Raw genomic sequence first — 22,813 nt, forward strand, 5'->3', positions numbered from 1 at the left:
GAGAAGCTATCAATACGTTGCATCTTACGATGCATCATCAACAGGATGTCCTACAGGATGAGGACGGGCGGCACTTTACCAAAAGCAAGCGTAAAAATACAAGCATATTATCGATATTCGAAGCGAATTGACGAACCTCTAACGATTTAATACAAACTGCTGTTTAATTTAACTTTTTTTTAACCTGCAAGCTAAAAGAAAAGCGCCTATTGGCGCTTTTAAATAATTCTTTTTAACTGTTGTGTTTACCTAAGACAAGGCATCCTTGGCATACCAAATTAGTGCGCTTGTTCCCAGTTATCACCTTCGTCAGCTTCAACTGTAAGTGGTACATCTAGCTGTGCCGCTTGTGACATCAGCTCACAAATTTGCTGAGTGTATTGCTCAGTGCACTCTGTTTTAATCTCAAATACCAATTCATCGTGTACCTGCATAAGTAGCTTAACCGTATTAGGCGCTTGCTGGTTAACCCATGCATGTACTGTTAACATGGCTTTTTTAATAATATCGGCAGCAGTGCCTTGCATAGGGGCATTAATTGCTGCGCGCTCAGCGCCTTTGCGGCGTGCTCCATTGCGGGCATTTATTTCTGGTAAATGTAAGCGGCGGCCAAAAATAGTTTCTACGTAACCATTTTCTGCTGCTTTTTCACGGGTCGTTTCCATGTATTCTAAAACACCTGGGAAACGCTCAAAATATTTATCAATATAATGCTGTGCTTCATGGCGTGGTACATCAAGTTGACGTGCCAGACCAAATGCCGACATGCCATAAATTAAGCCAAAGTTAACGGCTTTAGCTTTACGGCGCATATCAGATGTAACCTCTTCAAGCTCAACTCCAAATACCTCAGCAGCTGTAGCGCTATGCACATCTAAGCCATTTGCAAAGGCATTGAGCAACCCTTTATCTTGTGAAAGATGCGCCATAATACGCAGCTCTATTTGGCTGTAATCGGCCGCCACAATTTTATATCCATCAGCAGCAATAAAGGCTTCACGAATACGGCGCCCTTCTTCTGAACGAATAGGAATATTTTGTAGGTTAGGATCGCTTGAACTTAATCGACCCGTTGCTGTTACCGCTTGATGATAAGAAGTATGCACACGCTTGGTTTGCTCATTCACGATCAGTGGCAATTTATCTGTGTAAGTTGATTTAAGCTTAGATAAACCGCGATGCTCAATAATCACTTTAGGCAATGGGTAATCGTGTGCTAATTCTTGCAGTACTTCTTCTGCTGTAGAAGGCGCGCCTTTGGGTGTTTTTTTGATAACGGGCAATTCTAGCTTTTCAAATAACAGTACTTGTAATTGCTTTGGCGAGCTTAAGTTAAACGGTTCGCCTGCGATTTCAAACGCTTCTTTTTCAAGCTCAAGTAATCGTTCACCTAAACGTTGGCTATGCGTGGCCAACATATTGCTGTCGATAGCAACACCGGTGCGCTCAATGTCAGAAATAACGCTTACTAGTGGCATTTCTATATTTTCAAACACCGATTTAAGCTTTTCATCCGCTTCAAGTTTCGGCCATAGTACTTGGTGTAAACGCAAAGTAATATCGGCATCTTCTGCGGCATAAGGCGCCGCTTTTTCAAGTTCGATTTGATTGAACGTGAGCTGCTTTTTACCTTTACCAGCAATGTCTTCAAAGCTAATATTTTTGTGGCCTAAATATTTAAGTGCTAATGAGTCCATATCATGACGAGTACCTACGCTGTTAAAAACATAAGACTCCAACATAGTATCAAACTTAATACCATTTAATTCATAGCCAGCATTGGCAAGCACACTTTTATCGTATTTTAAATTTTGACCAACTTTAGCTTTATTTTCGTCAGCTAATATTGGCCCAAGCTTTTGCATCACAAATTCAAGGCTTAGCTGTTCAGGCGCACCTGGGTAATCATGTGCAACCGGTAAGTAGGCGGCTTCCCCTGCTTTTACTGCGAAACTCATCCCTACCAACTGCGCTTTCATATACTCTAAACTGGTTGTTTCAGTATCAAAAGCAAATAGCTCAGCTTCATTGAGCTGCTCTATCAATGTATTAAATTGGGCCTCAGTTAAAATCGTTTCATAGTGCGCATCTTCAACTTTTGGCAACTCATTCTCTTGGGTTGGGACCGCTAAATGTGTGTCAGCATCTTTTGGATTGTCTAGTAATTCAGCTAGCCAGCGACGGAATTCACACTCACCGTATAAGGCAATTAATTCGTCTTTATTCGGTGTTTGCAATTTAAAAGTATCAAGATCAGATTCAACCTCCACATCACACTTAATAGTGGCAAGTTCATAGCTCAATGGTAAATGATCAATCGCTTTTGCAAGCTTTTCACCTATTTTACCTTTGATATCAGCAGCATTATCAATTACGCCCTGAAGCGATCCGTACTTTTGTAACCATTTAACCGCAGTTTTAGGCCCGCACCCTTCAACACCAGGAATATTATCTACTTTATCGCCCATTAAGGCTAAATAATCGATAATAAGATCAGGCCCAACACCAAACTTTTCAACCACAGTGTCGGGATCTGAAATACTATCAGTCATGGTATTGATCAAAGTGACATGCTCATTAACCAACTGCGCCATATCTTTATCACCAGTTGATACTAATACATGGCGTTGTTGCTCAGAAGCAATACGTGCAAATGTACCAATCACGTCATCGGCTTCTACACCTTCAATACTAATTAATGGAAAACCCATCGCTTTGATAATGCTGTGCAGCGGCGCTATTTGGGTTCGCAGATCGTCAGGCATTGGTGGACGATTCGCTTTATATTCGCTGTACATGTCATTTCTAAAAGTTTTACCTTTAGCATCAAATACCACCACCATATGTGAAGGATCGTATTGTTTGATCAAACTTTTCAGCATGTTTACCACGCCATAAATAGCGCCGGTGGCTTCACCTTTAGAATTAGTTAAATGAGGTGGCGAATGATAAGCACGAAACAAATATGAAGAGCCATCAACAAGAATAAGCGGGTTTTCGGGGATCTGAGCCATGGTAAAATTGGATCCTAAATACAAAAAAGTAATATAAGTATAAGCATGCCATAAGGCAGTAAATAAAACGACTGTGAATTAATGTGATTAAGAGCGCTACATTTTTAGCAACTTGTGGATAACTATGTAGATAACACCCACAAACTATCCATCCGAAACATAGTAAAATGCTTAGATTAGTTTGTAATTTATTGTTTTGTTTAAAAAAAGATAATTCGAGGTTCTTTTTTATTATTCTTCTATCAATGTGGAAAAGGCATTTAAACCGTTACTGGTGTTGTAACCCACTTTGATTATTTACGTCCATTTAAATAACTGGATGAGCATTCTAGCATAATGGATCAAAGATCATAGCGATCCTTTATAATTTTTTTTACCCTTACTAGTTATCAAATGGCATATAGCGCATAACAACTTACTTTGCGGCTAAAAAACCAGCAAATAAATTTTTAGATAGGCTGATTCGTCGTGTTAAACTTTATTAAAATGACTTCAATGGAGCAAAATAATATGAAAAATATAGCGGTAATTTTAGCAGGTTGTGGCGTATTTGATGGCAGTGAAATTAATGAAGTAGTGCTTACTTTATTACACATTGAAAAAAACAACGCGAAATATCAGTGTTTTGCGCCCGATATTACGCAGTACCATACTCTTAATCACATTACTGGTGAAGAAATGGCAGAGTCGCGTAATGTATTAGTGGAATCGGCTCGAATCACCCGTGGCAATATAAAGTCACTCGCTGAATTAGACATTACACAATTTGACGCTTTAATTATTCCTGGCGGCTTTGGTGTAGCTAAAAACTTATCTGACTTTGCTATTAATGGCACTAACGCGAAAGTAAATGACGAAGTACTGAGCGCTTGTAAAGCATTTGCAAAAGCAAATAAAGCCACCGGTTATATGTGTATTGCACCCGCTTTATTGCCATTCATTTATAATAAACCACAGCTCACTATTGGTAATGATATCGACACGGCCGATGCTTTAACCACATTAGGCGCTGAGCATATTGAGTGTAAAGTGGATGATATTGTTATTGATAAAAATAATAAGCTGGTTACAACACCTGCTTATATGTTGGCACAATCAATTATGGATGCCGATGCAGGAATCGAAAAACTAGTACGTAACGTATTGGCTATGAGTTAGTCGTAAGGGTTCTGATCGCATTTAGATGTCTAATGATCCCGTTTTATTTTGGTAATTTATTGAGTTAAGACAATCATTAGTCGTATTTATAAATAAAATCGACTCTGAGCATTTTATAAATCACTGAGTGGAGTTATAATTGGTCTAAATTCCGTCATTTAAAATCGTGATTGATCACGTTCAAATTGAAGTGGGCAAGGCAAAATGAAAAAACTATCAGCTGCAGCATTACTTGTGCTAGCAACCACCGCATACGCACAGCCATATGATAACTCTATGACTGAAGATGCAATTAAAAAACGTTTAGCGCCTATTGGTGCTGTTTACCTTGAAGGTGAGAAAGTAGCGGTTGCTGCACCAACAGGTCCTCGTTCAGGCGAGCAAGTATATCAAGCAGCCTGTTTTGCTTGTCACGGCACAGGTGCTTTAGGCGCTCCTAAATCAGCTGACGATTGGGCTCCTCGTATCGCTAAAGGAAAAGACACCTTATTAGATCATGCGATCAATGGCTTTAATGCCATGCCACCGCGTGGAACGTGTATGGATTGTTCTGATGATGAAATAAGCGCAGCAATCGATTTCATGACCGCTAACTAAAATTAGCCAAGTCAAAATGCTTTAAATAAAAGGTTTACGTTTTAGTAAGCCTTTTTTGTTTCTAATTCATGAGTTTTAGCTACATAATTAAGAAAAATATCTACTTGACGCAAAATGTTAAAAGTGGAACTATAATGATTAATAACTATACAAAAAATTATAACTGGTTAAACATCATTGGAAGATAAACTTATTGTACCTAATAGCGTAGTGCGCCAAAATAAACGACTAAAAGCACTATTAAAAAAGTACAAACATGCCTACCACCTCCACAATGCCCTGATACAATTATCAGAGCAAGCAAGTACTGTTGCCGAGCTAACCTTACTTTACCCTGCTATTCATGACATTTTACAAAAGTATGTTCCGAGTAAAAGCTTTTATGTGGTGCTGGTTGATCCCCAGTCACAACAGTTAGAATTATCTTATTTTTCTGATGAAAAAGATGGCATTGCAGTACCACTTAATCGAGATAATAATTTTGAAGAAGGCGCAACGGGTTATGTCTTTAAGCAAGGGAAAACCACTTACTTTACCAAACAGCAAATGCATGATGCTGCCCAGCAAGGCTTATTTAAAGCATTGGGTACACCTGCAGAACACTGGGTAGGCGTTCCCGTTTATCAAGAAAGAAACATTATTGGTGTGTTAGCCGCGCAAAGTTACGACACAGAACAAGGTTATAGTTCGCAACAAATAAACCTGCTTGAGGCCATGTCACTCTATTTAGCCACCGCAATTGAACGGGTTAAAAAACGAGAGTTACTCGAATCAGAAGTAAAATTAAGAACCCGAGCATTAACGCAAAGTAATGACGCTTTAAATGTTGAAATACAACAGCGAAAAGGTGCCCTGCAACGCCAGCAAATATTATTCAAAATTTCAGAGCTGACAACCCAAGCCAAAAATTTAGATGATGCTTATTTTCAAATACACGAAATAATAAAAACCATTACTTACGCAAAAAACCTTTATATTGCCTTGTATGATAAAGAATCAGGCTGGATCAGTTTTCCCTACAGTGTCGATGAATTCCAAGGCAGCACTCAACCACGGCGCTTTGCAAAAGGCTACAGTGAACTGGTTATAAGCACCGAAGAAACACAAATAATTCATCCGCAAAGAGCACAAGAGTTATTAAATAGTGGCATTGTAGAGCGTGAAAAACCAATTGATGAATCCAAGAGAGCCACCAGCTGGCTAGGCGCTCCGCTAAAAACTTCGCAAGGCGTTATAGGGTTAATTGTTTGCCAAGCTTATAATAATGAACACCTTTTTACACATGATGATGCAGAGCTAATCACCTTTGTATCGCATCAAATTGCCACGGTATTACAAACAAAATTAGCTTCACAGGCACTAAAAAAGAGCCACCAAGAACTTGCCTCACGAGTTAATGAAAAAACTAAAGAATTGAGCCAAGCAAATTTACATTTGCAAATGCAAATTGATGAACGTAAAAAAATAGAGCAACAACTTTATCACGATGCTCACCATGACTCACTAACAGGCTTACCAAATCGGAATTTATTTTTAACTCAACTAGAAAAAACCCTGCAATATTATCAACGCAATCCAAATGAGCACTTTGCTGTATTGTTTATTGACCTTGATAAGTTTAAAGATATCAATGATCAGCTCGGGCATCATGCCGGCGATGAGTTTTTAATTAGTGTTAGTAAATTATTCTCACAATGTATTCGTGAACATGACTTATTAGCGCGTTTAGGCGGAGATGAGTTTGTAGTATTACTGACCCACCTGACTGAGCCAAACCAGGCAGAAGATGTTGCCAATCGCATAATTAAAATTATGCAAAAGCCGTTTTGTACTAAAGGCGTGTGTGTACAAAGTGGTGCCAGTATTGGGATTACCTATTCAAAGCAAAGCTATAAACATACCGATGAAATCATTCGCGACGCCGATGCTGCTATGTATTATGCTAAAAATTCAGGTAAAAACCGCTTTGAGTTATTTCATCCACTGCTCACTGAGCCTATGTTGCAACATGAGTCACAAACATTACATCACCTTGATGTATTGCCTATGACGTTTCGTAGCTCAGATATTATCACCTTGGATGAGCATTATCAGAGTGCATCGTTATTTGAGGCTTTTGGTGAACACCCAGTCCTTGGCTTTACCAGTTTTGATATTTTAAAGAAATTTGCGAATGATAAAGAACAACATACCAAAGTTGAACTACAACTCATCCAACAAGCTTATCAACAAGCACAAAATGCAGAAATAGCCGTTGCGCTATTGCCTTGCTCCAGTTTACTGTTAGAGGAGCATGAATTTTCTTTACTAAAAGCGACACTAAAACAACCGGTAAACAATGAACAGCTTTGCTTGTTGTTTGATGAGCAGGAGCTGCGTTATGCCAGCGCACAGCAATTAGAGAACTTAAAACAGCTTAAAAAACTCGGTCATTCGATTGGCTTAAACAATTTCGCAAAAGACAAATGCGAGCTTAATTTGGTGACTGAAGTAGAGTGTGATTATTTACTCCTTAGCTCCACCTTCAGTAAACGAGTATTACAACAAGAAAGCTACGATTTACAGTTGCAGGGGGTGTTGGCTATTACTAAGCTTAAACAGATAAAAGTGATAGCTAAAGGCCCATCAATATTAAACTTTAGAGCTCTTTTAGATAAACACGGCATAAACCTATTCGTTGCTAAACAGCACCCACTAACCAGCGCTATACCAGCTACACTTAAAAACTCAGAATTAAAATAGCGCTAAACACACCTTATTGTGGCTTTTTCAGCATTGCTCTTAAATTTGCAACCCGAGCTTGGCCTTTTTCCATGCGTTCAGCTTGGGTGTTAGGCGCTTTTTTGTTTTCAAAGGCTAAGTCATCTTGCGGTAACTCTTGCACAAATCGACTGAGCTCTGTTTGTGATGTTTCACCAAACTGACGGCGGATTTTAGCATAGGTTAAAGTCAGCTCTTGTTGCGCGCGGGTAATACCTACATAGGCAAGACGGCGCTCTTCATCCACATTATCTTCATCAATGCTTACTTGGTGTGGCAACAATCCTTCTTCCATACCGACCATAAATACATAGGGGTACTCGAGTCCTTTTGAGGCATGCAAAGTTAATAATTGCACGGCATCAGCTTCATCTTCTTCTTCGTTTCGCTCTAGCATGTCCCGAAGGGTCAATTTACTAACTACTTCAGCCAGTGTCATTGGCGGATTATCGGCATCGCCTGTTAACATGTCTGTTATCCAGCGATACAGCTCGGACACATTTTTCATCCGCATTTCAGCGGCTTTGGCACTAGGCGATGATTCATACAAGTAAGCTTCGTAATTAATATTACGCACTAAATCCTTCACCGCCTCCAGTGTATCACTGCGCACTGCGTTATCTGAAAGCTCAACCACCCACCGGGCAAACCCAGCTAGTGCATTTAAACCACGTCCTTTTAGTCTGTATCCTAAGTCGTTATCAAAGCAGGTCGCGAATAAGCTTTGGTGTTTTTCATTAGCTAAGGTGCCAAGCTTTTCAAGCGTGACTGTACCAATTTCACGACGTGGGGTATTCACAATTCTTAAAAAAGCATTGTCATCATCTTGATTCACTAAAAGACGTAAGTAAGCCATGATATCTTTAATTTCAGAACGTGAAAAAAACGACATTCCACCACTAATTTTATACGGGATTCGGTTACTCATTAACGACTTTTCAAAGCCCCGCGCTTGGTGGTTACCCCGGTACAAAATAGCGTAATCTTTATAGCTGGTGCGTTTCATAAATTTATGAGAAATAATCTCTGCGACCACACGTTCTGATTCATGTTCTTCATCACGACAGCCAATGACTTTAATTTGCTCACCATAGCCCAACTCACTAAAGAGCTTTTTTTCAAACTCATGGGGGTTATTTGCAATTAAGATATTGGCCGCTTTAAGAATGCGCCCAGCACTTCGATAGTTCTGTTCTAGTTTTATTAATCGAAGCCCAGGGTAATCTTTACTTAATAACACCAAGTTTTGTGGACGAGCACCACGCCAAGAGTAAATTGACTGATCGTCATCTCCCACCACAGTAAAGCGTGCTCGTTCGCCGACCAGCAATTTCACTAATTGATATTGGCTGGTATTGGTATCTTGATATTCATCCACCAGTAAATAACGAAAACGCTGCTGCCATCGCTCCCGTGATGTGGCATTACTACTTAAAAGCAGCGTGGGGATCATAATTAAATCATCAAAATCCAGCGCGTTATACGCTCTTAATTGATTTTGGTAACGCGCATACAACTGAGCAAACAATGCCTTTTGCGGCTCTCTGGCTTCGCGAATAGCTTGTTCTGGTAAAATAAGCTCATTCTTCCAACTACCAATTTGCATTTTAAGTAGATTTAGTAAGTCTTTGTCTTTTTTAAGCTCGTCTTCGGTTAAATCACCGAGTAATTGATTAGTATCTTGGTCGTCAAACAAAGAAAAACCGGGTTTAAAACCCAGTGTTTTTAACTCTTTTTTAATGATTTCAAGCCCAAGCGTATGAAAGGTAGACACCCATAAACCTTTAGACTCTTGTTTTCCCAAGGTTTGCAAAACCCGCTCGCGCATTTCTTTAGCCGCTTTATTGGTAAAGGTAACCGCCGCAATATTACGCGCTTGATACTCACATTTCTGTACTAAGTAAGCAATTTTGTTGGTGATAACTCGCGTTTTACCCGAGCCTGCGCCGGCTAATACTAAGCAAGGACCACTAATGTACTTTACCGCTTCATCTTGTTTAGGATTGAGTTTCATAACGACCAGCTGATTGCAAAAAGACGGGCAATTTTAACGTAATCACTACAATACGCCTAGCCAATAAGGTAATATTAGTTATTATCATTTTAGGCAACAGGCAAGGGACGACTATGATTAACCCAGCAAAACTTGAAGAAATTGCGAAACAGATCACTAATAACATGCCACAAGGTGTAAAAAACCTGGCTGATACACTTGAAGGTAAAACTAAGCAAGTGTTACAAAACAAGCTTGCCGAAATGGACTTTGTAAGCCGTGAAGAGTTTGATATTCAAAGCCAAGTGCTGATCCGCACACGTGAAAAGCTAACTGAATTAGAAGCAAAAGTAGCGATACTTGAACAGCAATTATCGGCAAAAACAGACGCTGAATAATAAATATAACGCCATAGACGAACCTGCTTTATGGCGCTAATCACTCAGTTATTCAAATAGCTCGTCCAGCACATAGTAACCCGTTGCTTGTTGTTGCTCTATGCTTACCCTCAGCAATTTATTAGCTACTTGCTCACCGGTAATGGGTCTATACCGTTTGAGGATACCAAAACGCGTTAGCAGTGGAAGTACCACCTCACCGAACTTTTCTGCAATTCTAAGCTCTGAGCGCTCGCCAACTAATAAAGACGGTTGCAATATACTCAAGCGTGCAAAGCCAAGCTGCTTCACCTGCTGCTCCAGCTCTCCTTTTATTTTTAAATAACGGCTCATACTATGCGCATTTGCGCCACTTGACGATACCAAACAATAATGCGGAACAGCGTTATTGGCCGCCATTTGCGCACAAATAAATTGGTATTCAAAATCAACTTTACGTTGTGCAGCCACACTGCCCGCTTGCTTTAATGTAGTTCCTAAGCAAGAAAAGAACACGTCACCTTTGAACAATTCAACATAATGCGTCAAATTTTCAAAATCAATAACATGGCTAATTAATTTAGGGTGGGAAAAGTCTAATTGGCGGCGCGATAAACTCACTACCTGCGAATAGCTAGAAGATGCTAACAGCTGTTGTAATAACTGGCTGCCAACTAAGCCGGTACTGCCGATTATTAGCGCCGTTTTGGCCATATTAAAGGTGACTGTCCGCAGATTTATTTAGTACATGGTGTACTGCTTTTTTATAGCTTTCACACTCTTCTTCGGCACAACTAACTACCGATTCTAAGTCATGCAAATGACCATTTTCTAAGCCATATACCCAACCATGCACCGTGAGTTCCTGGCCTCTTAACCATGCATCTTGAACAATGCTAGTGCGAGATACGTTACGCACTTGCTCAATCACATTAAGCTCTATTAAACGATCAAGACGTTGCTTTTCTGGCAGAGCATTAAGTTGCTCTAGATGTTTTTCTTTTACATCACCAACGTGGCGCAGCCAGTTATCAATAAAGCCAAAGCGGTCCTCGTTTAGTACCGCTTGCACACCACCACAACCGTAGTGGCCAACAACCATAATATGTTTTACTTTTAATACTTCGACCGCGTACTGCATAACCGATAAACAATTATGATCGGTGTGAACGACTACGTTGGCAACATTACGGTGCACAAATAATTCACCCGGTAATAAATCAACAATTTGATTCGCTGGCACCCGTGAGTCGGAGCAACCAATCCATAAGTATTCTGGGTTTTGTTGCATCGATAAAATTTTAAAAAATTCAGGGTTCGCTTCGCTCGTTCTAGATGCCCAGCGTTTATTATTTTCTAGTAAGTTATTTAAATTTTTCATTACATCTCTTTTAGGTCGAGGGCGTTTTTAAACTGGCTAAAATTAAAATATTACGGGGTGTTAATTGCTTCTCACAAAATGTATTAACACTGACGTCGTAGCCTTGCTGCTGCAAATATAAAGCACGATCGAGCACAAGCCAAACTTCTATTGCTCTTCTAAACACATGTCGAACCAGTTCAACTCGCTCTGTTACTTTTTTTCGCGCCTGCCCAATCAATAAAAACTTATTGTAATCAATACCTTTTGGCAGTTTTAAGGCTTTTTTGTCTGCCGCCCAGTTACAAAATGCTGCAAACGAATCTGAAAATATCGCTTTATTCACTGAAGGGACGCTGACATACCCTAACTCACCAGTAAGTGACTTTCTTAAAGCATCAAATCCGAGTCGCCACTCCACTTCTGTTTTTCGCACTTTGCCTACTCGCGAAGGAGCTGTAACAGTTTCTTGCAGGGCGAGCTTTAAATCTCTGTGAGTTAAGTTTAATCGACTTTGCTGAGCATGCTCGCTCATCGCTTGGTAATTATTATCAGTAAATAAATGATAGCAACAAGGTGAAAAGCTAATTTGTGGTACTTTTGCTGCACTGGCTTGATGCATAAAAGTTTGGTGTAACGCACCGCAGGCATGCAAAGCGACGGCATGAGTGTGTGGGCTAAAAAAATCCTGAATGCTATCCTTAAGTACATCGGCTTGGCTAAATTGTATTGCCAGTCCCTGCTGCTGTGCACTTTTTTTCCCTTGTTCACACAAATGAGATTGTAGCTCAACGCTGTGTACACTCTGCGCACCATTAAAAGCTAACATTCGCCCTAAATGGCCTTTACCTGCACACCACTCTAATACAGGCTGATTACTAGTGGGCAATGCGCCAACAAAATCTTGTAGCTGAGTAAACTTTCGACCTTTAATACCATTACTGATCCAAAATGGGTACTCCTTCCGAGTGTTGGTAATGGCAGGTAATGACACTAATCGGCTAAGTTGCTCAACAGCGGGAATATAGGATGAAAAAAACTGATAGAGCTGCTCTTGATCAGAGTCTAATTCAGCAACCGCCTGATCGGATAAAGCGCTCAAAGGAGCATGTAATTCAGGCCAAGGTAAAGCGTCAAAATCAAATGCAGTACACTGCCAATACAAGCGAGTATTCATTAGCAAAGAGTTGAGGGCAGAAAATTGCTCAGTTAAGGTCATAACAGCTTAGGATATAAAAAAGACGCTTAATTATACCAGCACAATAGCACCTGATTAAGCAGTTATTTTTTTAACCTCGCAGAGCAAGGGAATGGAGTAAGTAATCCACTAGCGCGATTTAAACATTAAACGTAAATACAGAGGGATAGAAATAATGCTTATTATAATAGCCGCAATTAGCATCCAAGAAAGCTGCAGTGTTTCTTGCTTTTTATATTTATAAATAAAATCAGCTTTTACTTCATCAAACTTTGTTTGATCAATCTCATATAAGTCAGCAATTAAACGCCATTTAGCCATCGACATATTACCCACAGTAGTACTCGGTGGAGCAATATAGTCTTTAAGTACCTCAGCCTCATATGCCAGTTGATGAAAACTGCGTTCAGGCGCATAAAACTGTTGGGTTATGGCAATGGCTTCATCCATATTCATTACCGCGTAGCGCCACCCTTTTAAACTTGCTTGATAAAACTTTTCTACCGTATCGGGGTGATACTTAACCATACTATCGCTGGTAAATAAAATATCCGCGTATACATCCATGCCATAACGTTGTGGACATATAAGTCGATGAGCAACCCCTTGCTGGTCCATATGATAAGGTAAGTCGGTAACATACACTTCTATGGCATCTAGTTTATTTTCCATCCATGCTTGTTGTAATTCATCGCCTTTGTAAACAGCCAGTTTTTCGGTATCAATACCACTGCGCTTAAGCATAGTTAGTAACTCAGAATTACTCTCTTTGCTGACTTCACTTACACGCTTGTTAATAAAATCACGGGCATGAAAAATATCTGAAGTTTCTTTTACCATCCAACAGTAAGGAGAAAACTGTAATATGGCAGCCATGGCAACAAAGGGTTCACCGGCAATACGTCGCTCTAATATACCTGAATGCGCTACACCAAATTGCGCCTCTCCTCGCTCTACCGCACCAAAACTGTTTGGCCTTTTTGGATCTGCTGGAACTATATTGACGTCTAAACCGACCTCATTATAAAAGCCTTTTTGTTTGGCCATATAATAGCCAGCAAATTGAAATTGGTGTGTCCACTTTAGCTGTAGCGTCACTGATTCCTGCGCCATTAAGTGGCTACAAAAAAAGCAGGTGCTAATTATTATTCCTTTAAGTAGCAAAGAAGACTTCCATAAACATGATAATTAATTATAACTATATGTAAAACAGCTAATAAAGCAAGCATCGGGATAAGATGCTTGCTTAGGATAGAGTTAGGCTAGAGCGATTTTTTCAAGCTTTTCTGCTTGAGGTTGGGTAGTTAAAAACTGAGTAAAACAAGGGTTGTGAGTTTCATCTTGAACACTGTAACCGAGCCGATTTAAGTGCTCATTAAACATCTCATACTGGCTTGGTTCAATAGCAAAGCCTGCTAATACATTCCCCATTGACCCGCCATGATTGCGGTAGTGAAATAAAGTGATATTCCAGTTACTACCCAGCGTATCTAAAAAGCGCGCCAATGCGCCTGGGTACTCTGGAAACTCAAACCTTAGTAAGCGTTCATGTAACTGCTCTGGCGCTTTACCGCCAACCATATAGCGTACATGCAGCTTTGCTAATTCGTTATCTGACAAATCGCAAAAGGTATATTTGTTATCTGTTAGACTTTGTTTAAGCTCTTCAAGTTCTGCTAACCCTTGGCGCAGTGCAATACCAACAAAAATTTGCGCCTCGCCAGGCCCCGCATAACGATAGTTAAACTCGGTAATAGCACGCCCACCTAAAGATGCACAAAACTGTTTAAAACTACCGCGCTTTTCATCAATGGTCACTGCCAATAAAGCTTCGTTTTTCTCACCCAGCGCAGTGCGCTCAGCCACATAACGTAAGCGGTCAAAGTTTAAATTAGCACCAGACAAAATAGCGGCTAAATTTAACCCCTTTAAACCCGACTGCTGAGACCATTTTTTAAGCCCTGCAGTTGCAAGCGCTCCTGAAGGCTCAGCTATAGCACGGGTTGATACAAAAATATCTTGCATGGCTGCACATATTTCATCGTCTGATACGGTAACTACTTCATCACAAAACTTTTGTGCCAGTCTGAATGTTTCGCTACCAATTATTTTAACGGCAACACCATCGGCAAAACTGCCAACGCGATCGAGCTCTACCGGCTCGCCTGCTGCTAAAGCAGCTTTTAAGCAGGCGCTTTCATTCGCCTCAACCCCTATCACTTTGATATCGGGGCGCAGCGACTTAATATATACCGCCATACCTGCCAGCAAGCCGCCGCCGCCAACAGGAATAAATACCACATCTAAATCGTTGAGCTGTTGCATTAATTCACGGGCAACCGTACCTTGACCAACAATCACATCAGGGTCATCAAATGGCGGTACAAATACGCCGTTTCGCTGCTCAGTTAATTCCAGCGCATACGCTTTTGCGGCATCAAATTGATGGCCATGCAATACGACTTCACCACCCAATGCCCTTACCGCATTAACCTTTATCTCAGGTGTGGTCACGGGCATCACAATGGTGGCTTTGTGCCCTAAGTGTGAGGCACTTAGTGCCACACCCTGGGCATGGTTACCTGCGGATGCGGTGATCACAACCGAGCCTTTAGGCAGCTTATTTAATTTATTAAAAGCACCGCGTAATTTAAACGAGTACACGGGTTGCTGGTCTTCACGTTTTAACCAAACATGATTACCTAATCGTGCACTCAATTCGGCCATTTCACTTACCTCAGTCACCTTGGCTAAAGGCTCCATATTGGCTTGGATAATCGCGCGAAAATAATCGAGTTCTTGAGAAACCATACCTAGCTAAGCTCCTCCAGTTTGGCTAAATCGCGAACTGCACCTTTATCTGCGCTGGTTGCAAGTAGCGCATACGCTTTAAGCGCAGATGATACATAACGATCACGATTAAGCGGTTTATACGCTTGTTTACCACGAGCCAGTTGTTTTTGCTTGCGAGCTTCAAGCTCTTCACCGCTTAACGCCAGCGTTATTTCTCGAGTGGCAATATCGATGATAATTTTATCGCCGTTTTCAACATAAGCAATTGCGCCACCGCTGGCAGCTTCCGGCGATACGTGGCCAATCGATAGACCCGACGTGCCACCTGAAAAACGCCCATCAGTAATTAATGCACATTGCTCTGCCAAACCTTTTGATTTTAAATAGCTAGTTGGGTATAGCATTTCTTGCATACCAGGGCCGCCTTTAGGCCCTTCATAGCGAATAACAACCACGTCGCCGGCTTTTACTTCGCCATTTAAAATCCCTTCTACAGAGTCATCTTGTGATTCGTATACCACAGCAGTACCTTCAAAATGCAGCATTTCATCAACAACACCCGCACTTTTAACGATACAGCCATCTATTGCTAAATTACCTGAAAGCACGGCAAGGCCACCATCTTGACGAAATGCATGTTCGACACTGCGAATACAACCGTTTTCACGATCGTTATCACCCTCATCCCAACGACAATCTTGGCTCATTGCTTTGGTGGTACGAATACCTGCAGGGCCAGCACGATAAAACTTTTGCGCAGCTTCGTTATTCGGATCGGTTGCATCCCACTTTTTAACCAGTTCACCCATTGTCATACCAGCAACATGGTTAACCGATAAATCAACTAACCCAGCCTTTCCAAGCTCGCGAACTATCGCCATCATGCCACCAGCACGGTGTACGTCTTCAATGTGGTATTGCGCTGTAGCTGGAGCAACTTTACATAAAAACGGGGTTTTACGTGAAAGTTCATCAATGTGTGACATATCAAAATCAACGCCGGCTTCTTGTGCCGCTGCGAGTAAATGCAATACCGTATTTGATGAACCGCCCATAGCAATATCAACCACCATAGAGTTCATAAATGCGGTTTTATTAGCGATAGCACGAGGCAGTACGTCTTGGTTATCTTTTTGATAGTACTCACGGCATAAATCAACGATACGTGCACCCGCTTCAACATATAGTTGTTTGCGGTCTTTATGGGTCGCAAGCGTGGTCCCGTTACCAGGCAGCGCAAGGCCAATTGCTTCTAATAAACAGTTCATAGAATTGGCGGTAAACATCCCTGAACACGACCCACAGGTAGGGCATGCAGATCGCTCAACTTGCTCAGAGTCGGCATCACTTACCGATTCATCAGCGCCTTTAACCATAGCATCAACCAAATCGAGTTTAATATCGATATTCGCTAATTTGGTTTTACCTGCTTCCATTGGGCCGCCCGATACAAAAATAACGGGTATATTTAAACGCAGCGCCGCTAACATCATTCCAGGGGTGATTTTGTCGCAGTTAGAAATACAAATCATCGCATCGGCACAATGGCCGTTCACCATATACTCTACTGAGTCGGCAATTAAATCGCGCGATGGCAGTGAATAAAGCATACCGCCGTGACCCATGGCAATACCGTCATCGATAGCAATGGTATTAAATTCTTTTGGTACACCACCGGCCTGAGTAATAGTTTCAGCCATCAATTCACTAAGCTGATTAAGATGTACGTGCCCCGGTACAAATTGCGTAAATGAGTTCACAACAGCAATAATTGGCTTACCAAAGTCGGTATCAGTCATGCCAGTTGCACGCCATAATGCTCTTGCGCCTGCGCGTTTACGCCCTTCAGTGGTGGTTGCACTTCTTAATTTAGCCATAGTTACCTCAGTGTTTGCCGCAATTAATGCGGGCATTCCTCATTCTAAAAATTGATGAATAACCAAAGAATCGGTTATTCGTAAAATTCGTTAAATTTATTTTATACAGCCTGTTGCTGTAAGCTTTGTAGCGTCACATGTTTCACATCAACCAATTTATTTAACTGGCTAGTAAGCAAGTAAATTGGTTTATCACTATCAACCGTCATTGCCATATTATATTGACCATCGTCCATATTGAGCTGTAAGTGAGTCAAGTCAAAACCACGATGACGCACCACACGTAAAAAGCGCTCGATTGCGACACTTTGACTTTTTAAGGCAATAGTTAAGTTGTGTTTCATTGTGCTTTCTCCGTCATCATTTCATCGTTGGCAGCTCCAGGCGGAACAAGTGGCCATACGTTTTCTTTATCATCGATACAAGCATGAACAATATAGGGTCCATCGCTATTTAATAAGGCAGTGATTGCATCATCCACTTGGTTGGCATGGGTAATAGTTTGCCCAGGAATGCCAAACACAGCAGCAAGTTGTACAAAGTCAGGGTTGTCTGATAGGTTAGTTTCGCTGTAACGCCCTTCAAAAAATAGTTCTTGCCATTGGCGCACCATACCTAAGCGCTGGTTATCAAGTATCAGTATTTTTACTGGTAAATTATTACGGCGAATAGTGGCAAGCTCTTGAATGTTCATCATGATTGAACCATCACCTGAAACGGTGATCACAAAGTCATCTTTACGCGCGATTTGTGCACCTATGGCGGCAGGTAAACCAAACCCCATAGTGCCTGCACCACCACTGCTCAAATGGTTGCAAGGGTGGCTAAACTTCATGTGCTGAGCTACCCACATTTGATGCTGGCCTACATCACAACACACCACACTAGTGCTTGGCATACGCTGGCTAAGTTGATTAAGTAAGTAAGGGGCAAATACTTTTTCACCAGGGTAGTCGTAGCGCCACGCGTGTTTAACCTTCATTTGTTTACTATGATCGCACCACGCTTTTGGTGTAACCACGCACTCAAGTGCAGGAAGTGACGTTTTTAAATCAGCAATTAATGACGCTTTTGCGGGTTTACGTTTTCCGATCTCGGCTGCATCTATGTCTAAATGAATTACGTTTGCTTTTGCAGCAAACTTAGCTAAATTGCCCGTTACACGGTCATCAAAGCGTGCGCCAATACACACTAAGACATCACATTCTTGCACCGCTAAATTAGCCGCTTGACCGCCATGCATACCTAGCATGCCTAAATCATATTCGTAATCAGGTAATACACTGCCCAATGCTTTAAGGGTTGAAACCGCTGGCATTTGCGTTTTATTTAAAAATTGCATTAACTGCGCTTGCGCATCAGCGGCATGGACCCCGCCCCCAACATAGGCAACAGGCTGCTTGGCTTCACTGAGTAATTGGTTAGCAATAGCGACTTGATTTAGATCTAGTTGAGGCAAATATTCATCTACCGCTAACCAAGGTTTAAAAGGTACTTGCGCCATTTGAATGTCTTTGGGGATATCAACCAAAACAGGGCCAGGTCGACCGCTTTGTGCTAAATGCATCGCCTCTTGTAATATTTCGGCTAAATCTTCTGCTCGCTCAACCATATAACTGTGTTTTGTACATGAAAGCGACATACCCAACACGTCTATTTCTTGAAAGGCGTCAGAACCAATAGCTGCGGTTGGTACTTGCCCGGTGATGGCAAGTAAAGGCACTGAGTCCATCATGGCATCAGCCAATGCGGTAATTAAGTTAGTAGCACCCGGGCCTGATGTTGCTAAACATACACCTAAGCGGCCAGTACTGCGTGCATAACCTACAGCTGCAAACCCTGCGCCTTGTTCATGGCGAGTGAGGTAATGTTTTACAGGCGCACCATACAAGGCATCGTAGATGGGCATAATAGCACCACCTGGGTAGCCAAATACTTCATCTACGCCGTGCTTGGCGAGTAAATCAATTGTTAGTTCTGCGCCTGTCATTAGTAAATCCTCATTCCTGTGTGACAACCCGTTAAAATTTAATCTTAAAACTAAAAAGCCCCCCGGACGGTTAAGTGCGGAGGGCTTTTCAATGCTTAGTTTTTTAAAGCACTACGAAGCCCTCGCGGGAATAATCACCACGATAATAATCAGGACTAGGTTAAGTGCATTGTTAAGCATAAAATTTAATACCATTTAATTTCTGTAATTACGAAACTCTTGTTTCGCTGTCTTTTTATATTAGTACCGCGCTCAGGGCACTAAGTCAACATCAAATTCAATCCAAAATAATTATAAAAACACGCCGGCCTAGGTTTTAAAATTCAAACAACCTAAAAAAAGTGAATTTTTTATCCCTTCATTTCAACTCAGGAAATTCACTATTCTTATAACGGTGAATTATGGTTTGATTAATTTTTAGCAAACCGCTGTATTTTATAGCTCATAAAATAAAATAAATTGACTTCTTAAGCGTTTCTTAAGTGTGACGTCCTAGCATAACAACGTTCACTAAAAAGAGATGTGTTATGAATTCAATTTTCAAACTCAGTAAGCAATCGCAAGCAAACACCAAAAAGCGCTTTTACTTTAACTGCAGCGCTAATGCATTTGTTATTTTAATGGCATGCTATTACGGCTTAATCATTAATATTCCATTTATGCATGGTGCGTTTAGCGCTATTACTTCGCTGCACACATTTTCGTGGTTATTTCTATTTTCTGTACCGCTACTACTTGTGTGTTTATTAGTTATATTTTTTTCTTTGGTGTCTGTTCGAGGGCTATTAAAACCCATCAACTACTTACTACTCGTGCTCTCAAGTGCCGCACTTTACGGCTCATTAAACTATGGAGTGGTATTTGATTACTCAATGATACAAAACGCAGCAGAGACGGACTCTAGTGAAGCGTTAAGCTATTTAAACTTGCAACTTGTTGGCTTTTTACTGCTTTTTGGCGCATTACCTGCCTTTGTTTTGAGTCGTATAAACGTAAACTGTGCCCGCCCACACAAAGAAATACTCAGTCGTATTAAACTGTTACTAGCATGCGGTGCTTTGATTGCTTTAGTGGTAGTAAACTTTTACGCCGATTATGCGGCAACAGGTCGAAATAACCGTATATTGAAAAAAGAAATCATTCCATTTCAATACCTTTCTAGTGGCTATAAGTATGCACGTGACCAGTTGCTTTACAGCGATATTAAATTTAAAAATATTGATACCACACCAACTTTAGCATCGCCAAGTACAACACGAGTTACTGTCATAGTAGTAGGTGAAACCGCACGAGCTGAAAATTTTTCCTACCAAGGCTATGAGCGCAATACCAACCAATACACACAAAAACATAATGTCACTTATTTCGATAATGTATCGTCGTGTGGCACGGCCACAGCAGTGTCAGTACCGTGTATGTTTTCACTGCAAACTCATGCCAATTTTTCTCGTTTAGACAGTGATAATCAGCAAAACGTGATTGATTTGATACAGCAAGCAGGCGCAGATGTCTTGTGGGTTGATAATAACAGTGGCTGTAAAAACGTCTGCTCGCGCGTACCTACCACTAATATTGATACCAAAGCATCCGAACTATGTGATGGTAAATACTGTTTTGATGAAGCGTTGCTAGCCCCATTAAAGCACAAGCTTGCTAACTTGAGTCAGGCTAATACGCTTATAGTGCTGCATATGATGGGTTCACATGGCCCCACTTACTTTAAGCGCTACCCTAAAAAATTTAAACAGTTTAGCCCAACCTGTGACCGCAGCGATATTCAGAACTGTAGCGCAGAAGAACTGGTTAACACCTACGATAATACAATTGCTTATAGTGATTTTATCAACGCTCAAGTTATTGAACAGTTAAAGGCACTACCAGCCAATATTGATAAGCAATTACTGTATGTGTCGGACCATGGCGAGTCGCTCGGTGAAAATGGTGCGTACTTACATGGCTTTCCCTATGCATTTGCACCAACAACTCAAACCCATGTGCCTCTTTACATCTGGGCTGATGAGCATAATCAGCGCATTACAGCCAAGTGTCTCAACAATTTAAATAGCACTTTAGCGCAATCACACGATGCTATTTTTCATACCCTTTTAAACTTAACCGGTGTTGTGAGTAAAACCTACCAAACCTCTGAAGATTTACTCGCGTCATGTCAAACGATTAACCATAGCGAAGCTAAAATATGAATAATAAAACCGTTATAAAACGCCAAGGCCTAATGCGCCTAATTTTTACCTTAAGCCATACATTTAACGGCCTAAAATGGATGAGCCGATTTGAGGCTGCTTTTCAGCAAGAGTTGGTTTTATTTAGTTTGCTAGGCGTATTTGCCTGCTTGCAAGAAATTACTTTAAGTAGCAAGTTAATATTGATTGCCAGCTTATTGTTTGTGTTATTTGCTGAGTTGGTCAATACCGCAGTCGAAGTGGTGGTTGATCGCATCGGTAGCGAATATCATGAACTATCAGGCCTAGCTAAAGACATCGCTTCTGCCAGTGTCTTTATCGCCATGCTCATCACCGTTCTGCTTTGGTGGTCTGTTTTATGGGCTTAATTTGCCAAAGTAAAAAAGCATTAGTGCTGTTGTAGGTCATGGTGGTGTTTTTTCTCAGTCTATGAAGCTTTTCACGAATCGCCTTGAGTTCATAACAAAGTGAACGCGCTTTGACTAATTTTGGCAACATGGCCTACAGCAATAATTGGTATCAATAGCGCTTTTAATCTGGCATTTTTACGTTACCTATATAGTAAACTAAGTTAGTATTTATAAAACAACTTAAACATGGCTAGGATTTTTTATGAAAGTGTCATTGCGTATCAGTCATTTATTGATAACGTTCGTTTTTTTAGCATTTAGTGTCAATGGCTATGCAGCTCCTGCTCTATTCAAAATAGAAAAACAAGGCGCTAGTTCGTATTTATTTGGCACCGTGCATGTAGGTGATGCCAGCATGAAAGGGCTACCACAAAAAGTGACTCACGCACTGGATAACAGCAAGCAAGTGGTTGTTGAAGTGGATATTAGTAAGCTATCACCTTTACAAATGCAGCAACGCTCTATGCCGTATATGCTGCTTAATAACGGGCGCACACTACAGAGTGAGCTGTCGACAGAAAATTATCAACTCCTGAAAGACTACTTTGCTAAAAAGTCGATTGATATTGCCATGTTCAACAGCTTTAAACCTTGGGCTGTGATGTTAACCATGATGCAAATTGAGTTTCAAAACGCAGGATATTCAGATAAAAATGGCATTGATAAGCAAATATTAGATTATGCCCAACAGCATAATATTAAAATTGCAGAGCTTGAAACCATAGAGCAGCAACTACAAATGTTTAATGGGTTAGAGTCATTAAGCAACGCTATGATGGCAGAAACCTTTGAACAACTCAGTGATATTAATACCTACTTTATTTCTCTAGTAAATGCATGGAAACAGGGCGATATGAAAACCCTAACCAGCTACTACCACACAAGTTTTGATAACAGCCAATACGGCCAACAAAGCGAACAAGTGATGCTAATTGAGCGTAATAATAATTGGGTCACTCAGCTCACCCCAAAACTTGAACAAGGCAATATTTTTATAGCGGTAGGTGCTCTGCATTTAGTTGAGCAACATGGCTTAATTAAACAACTGCGTGACCAAGGATTCACGGTGACTCAGTTATAAACAA

At 40.9% G+C, this 22,813-nt stretch carries 17 protein-coding genes; 7 read left to right on the forward strand and 10 right to left on the reverse strand.

The annotated features are described in order from the left end of the window. Positions 1-278 precede the first annotated feature (278 nt). Complete coding sequence (gene polA, locus AN392_RS06975) at positions 279-3,014, reverse strand: DNA polymerase I (RefSeq protein ID WP_055012278.1); 2,736 nt, start codon at positions 3,012-3,014, stop codon at positions 279-281. Between the two features lie 510 nt (positions 3,015-3,524). Between polA and elbB the strand changes: the two genes are divergently transcribed. From elbB to AN392_RS06990, 3 genes are all read left to right on the forward strand, one after another. Then, positions 3,525-4,172, forward strand: a complete 648-nt coding sequence (gene elbB, locus AN392_RS06980; RefSeq protein WP_200908274.1) for an isoprenoid biosynthesis glyoxalase ElbB — start codon at positions 3,525-3,527, stop codon at positions 4,170-4,172. A 204-nt stretch (positions 4,173-4,376) separates the two neighbouring features. Beyond that, positions 4,377-4,769 (forward strand): cytochrome c5 family protein, encoded by a 393-nt coding sequence (locus tag AN392_RS06985; protein WP_008112730.1) that lies wholly within the window; start codon positions 4,377-4,379, stop codon positions 4,767-4,769. Between the two features lie 177 nt (positions 4,770-4,946). Next, positions 4,947-7,511 (forward strand): diguanylate cyclase domain-containing protein, encoded by a 2,565-nt coding sequence (locus tag AN392_RS06990; RefSeq protein WP_055012279.1) that lies wholly within the window; start codon positions 4,947-4,949, stop codon positions 7,509-7,511. 13 nt (positions 7,512-7,524) lie between these two features. Here the strand turns inward: AN392_RS06990 and rep are convergent, their stop codons facing one another. Next, the gene (gene rep, locus AN392_RS06995; RefSeq protein ID WP_010390360.1) at positions 7,525-9,543 is read right to left on the reverse strand and encodes a DNA helicase Rep; all 2,019 of its coding nucleotides are present in this window, start codon (positions 9,541-9,543) and stop codon (positions 7,525-7,527) included. 113 nt (positions 9,544-9,656) lie between these two features. Here rep and ubiK point away from each other — a divergent pair, with 113 nt between their 5' ends. Then, positions 9,657-9,920, forward strand: a complete 264-nt coding sequence (gene ubiK, locus AN392_RS07000; RefSeq protein WP_008112735.1) for a ubiquinone biosynthesis accessory factor UbiK — start codon at positions 9,657-9,659, stop codon at positions 9,918-9,920. 48 nt (positions 9,921-9,968) lie between these two features. On the opposite strand, the gene AN392_RS07005 is transcribed toward ubiK, so the two are convergent. The 8 genes from AN392_RS07005 to ilvG form a co-directional block, all read right to left on the reverse strand. After that, positions 9,969-10,613, reverse strand: a complete 645-nt coding sequence (locus AN392_RS07005) for an NAD(P)H-binding protein (protein WP_054202568.1) — start codon at positions 10,611-10,613, stop codon at positions 9,969-9,971. A 1-nt stretch (position 10,614) separates the two neighbouring features. Next, the gene (can, locus tag AN392_RS07010; RefSeq protein ID WP_055012280.1) at positions 10,615-11,280 is read right to left on the reverse strand and encodes a carbonate dehydratase; all 666 of its coding nucleotides are present in this window, start codon (positions 11,278-11,280) and stop codon (positions 10,615-10,617) included. 10 nt (positions 11,281-11,290) lie between these two features. Beyond that, a complete protein-coding gene (locus tag AN392_RS07015) occupies positions 11,291-12,478 on the reverse strand; it encodes a methyltransferase (protein ID WP_055012281.1) in 1,188 nt (395 codons plus the stop codon). Between the two features lie 108 nt (positions 12,479-12,586). After that, the gene (locus AN392_RS07020; protein ID WP_055012282.1) at positions 12,587-13,570 is read right to left on the reverse strand and encodes an ABC transporter substrate-binding protein; all 984 of its coding nucleotides are present in this window, start codon (positions 13,568-13,570) and stop codon (positions 12,587-12,589) included. A 144-nt stretch (positions 13,571-13,714) separates the two neighbouring features. Then, positions 13,715-15,268, reverse strand: a complete 1,554-nt coding sequence (ilvA, locus tag AN392_RS07025) for a threonine ammonia-lyase, biosynthetic (RefSeq protein ID WP_055012283.1) — start codon at positions 15,266-15,268, stop codon at positions 13,715-13,717. Between the two features lie 2 nt (positions 15,269-15,270). Then, positions 15,271-17,127, reverse strand: a complete 1,857-nt coding sequence (gene ilvD / locus AN392_RS07030) for a dihydroxy-acid dehydratase (protein ID WP_055012296.1) — start codon at positions 17,125-17,127, stop codon at positions 15,271-15,273. Positions 17,128-17,228: 101 nt separating this feature from the next. Next, entirely contained in the window at positions 17,229-17,471 is a 243-nt protein-coding gene (gene ilvM / locus AN392_RS07035; protein WP_008112745.1) for an acetolactate synthase 2 small subunit, read from the reverse strand. Then, positions 17,468-19,117 carry an acetolactate synthase 2 catalytic subunit gene (ilvG, locus tag AN392_RS07040; RefSeq protein WP_055012284.1) on the reverse strand — a complete coding sequence of 550 codons (1,650 nt, stop codon included), beginning with the start codon at positions 19,115-19,117 and terminating at the stop codon, positions 17,468-17,470. The genes ilvM and ilvG overlap by 4 nt, the downstream gene beginning before the upstream one ends. A gap of 527 nt (positions 19,118-19,644) precedes the next feature. Between ilvG and AN392_RS07045 the strand changes: the two genes are divergently transcribed. The 3 genes from AN392_RS07045 (at position 19,645) to AN392_RS07055 (ending at position 22,809) form a co-directional block, all read left to right on the forward strand. After that, positions 19,645-21,318, forward strand: a complete 1,674-nt coding sequence (locus tag AN392_RS07045) for a phosphoethanolamine transferase (RefSeq protein WP_055012285.1) — start codon at positions 19,645-19,647, stop codon at positions 21,316-21,318. Then, positions 21,315-21,686: a diacylglycerol kinase gene (locus AN392_RS07050; protein ID WP_010390346.1), complete on the forward strand. Its 372-nt coding sequence runs from the start codon at positions 21,315-21,317 to the stop codon at positions 21,684-21,686. The genes AN392_RS07045 and AN392_RS07050 overlap by 4 nt, the downstream gene beginning before the upstream one ends. A gap of 244 nt (positions 21,687-21,930) precedes the next feature. After that, positions 21,931-22,809, forward strand: a complete 879-nt coding sequence (locus AN392_RS07055; RefSeq protein ID WP_055012286.1) for a TraB/GumN family protein — start codon at positions 21,931-21,933, stop codon at positions 22,807-22,809. Positions 22,810-22,813: the final 4 nt, after the last annotated feature.

Origin of the sequence: Pseudoalteromonas sp. P1-16-1b (genome assembly GCF_001401785.1) — a bacterium.
In the GTDB taxonomy this organism is placed as follows: Bacteria; Pseudomonadota; Gammaproteobacteria; order Enterobacterales; family Alteromonadaceae; genus Pseudoalteromonas; species Pseudoalteromonas undina.

What these genes read in the sequence shown, in the direction of transcription:
- polA (WP_055012278.1), bottom strand. Translation starts at nt 3,014, where the DNA reads ATGGCTCAGATCCCCGAAAACCCGCTTATTCTTGTTGATGGCTCTTCA.
- elbB (WP_200908274.1), top strand. Translation starts at nt 3,525, where the DNA reads ATGAAAAATATAGCGGTAATTTTAGCAGGTTGTGGCGTATTTGATGGC.
- AN392_RS06985 (WP_008112730.1), top strand. Translation starts at nt 4,377, where the DNA reads ATGAAAAAACTATCAGCTGCAGCATTACTTGTGCTAGCAACCACCGCA.
- rep (WP_010390360.1), bottom strand. Translation starts at nt 9,543, where the DNA reads ATGAAACTCAATCCTAAACAAGATGAAGCGGTAAAGTACATTAGTGGT.
- ubiK (WP_008112735.1), top strand. Translation starts at nt 9,657, where the DNA reads ATGATTAACCCAGCAAAACTTGAAGAAATTGCGAAACAGATCACTAAT.
- AN392_RS07005 (WP_054202568.1), bottom strand. Translation starts at nt 10,613, where the DNA reads ATGGCCAAAACGGCGCTAATAATCGGCAGTACCGGCTTAGTTGGCAGC.
- can (WP_055012280.1), bottom strand. Translation starts at nt 11,280, where the DNA reads ATGAAAAATTTAAATAACTTACTAGAAAATAATAAACGCTGGGCATCT.
- AN392_RS07015 (WP_055012281.1), bottom strand. Translation starts at nt 12,478, where the DNA reads ATGACCTTAACTGAGCAATTTTCTGCCCTCAACTCTTTGCTAATGAAT.
- AN392_RS07020 (WP_055012282.1), bottom strand. Translation starts at nt 13,570, where the DNA reads ATGGCGCAGGAATCAGTGACGCTACAGCTAAAGTGGACACACCAATTT.
- ilvA (WP_055012283.1), bottom strand. Translation starts at nt 15,268, where the DNA reads ATGGTTTCTCAAGAACTCGATTATTTTCGCGCGATTATCCAAGCCAAT.
- ilvD (WP_055012296.1), bottom strand. Translation starts at nt 17,127, where the DNA reads ATGGCTAAATTAAGAAGTGCAACCACCACTGAAGGGCGTAAACGCGCA.
- ilvM (WP_008112745.1), bottom strand. Translation starts at nt 17,471, where the DNA reads ATGAAACACAACTTAACTATTGCCTTAAAAAGTCAAAGTGTCGCAATC.
- ilvG (WP_055012284.1), bottom strand. Translation starts at nt 19,117, where the DNA reads ATGACAGGCGCAGAACTAACAATTGATTTACTCGCCAAGCACGGCGTA.
- AN392_RS07045 (WP_055012285.1), top strand. Translation starts at nt 19,645, where the DNA reads ATGAATTCAATTTTCAAACTCAGTAAGCAATCGCAAGCAAACACCAAA.
- AN392_RS07050 (WP_010390346.1), top strand. Translation starts at nt 21,315, where the DNA reads ATGAATAATAAAACCGTTATAAAACGCCAAGGCCTAATGCGCCTAATT.
- AN392_RS07055 (WP_055012286.1), top strand. Translation starts at nt 21,931, where the DNA reads ATGAAAGTGTCATTGCGTATCAGTCATTTATTGATAACGTTCGTTTTT.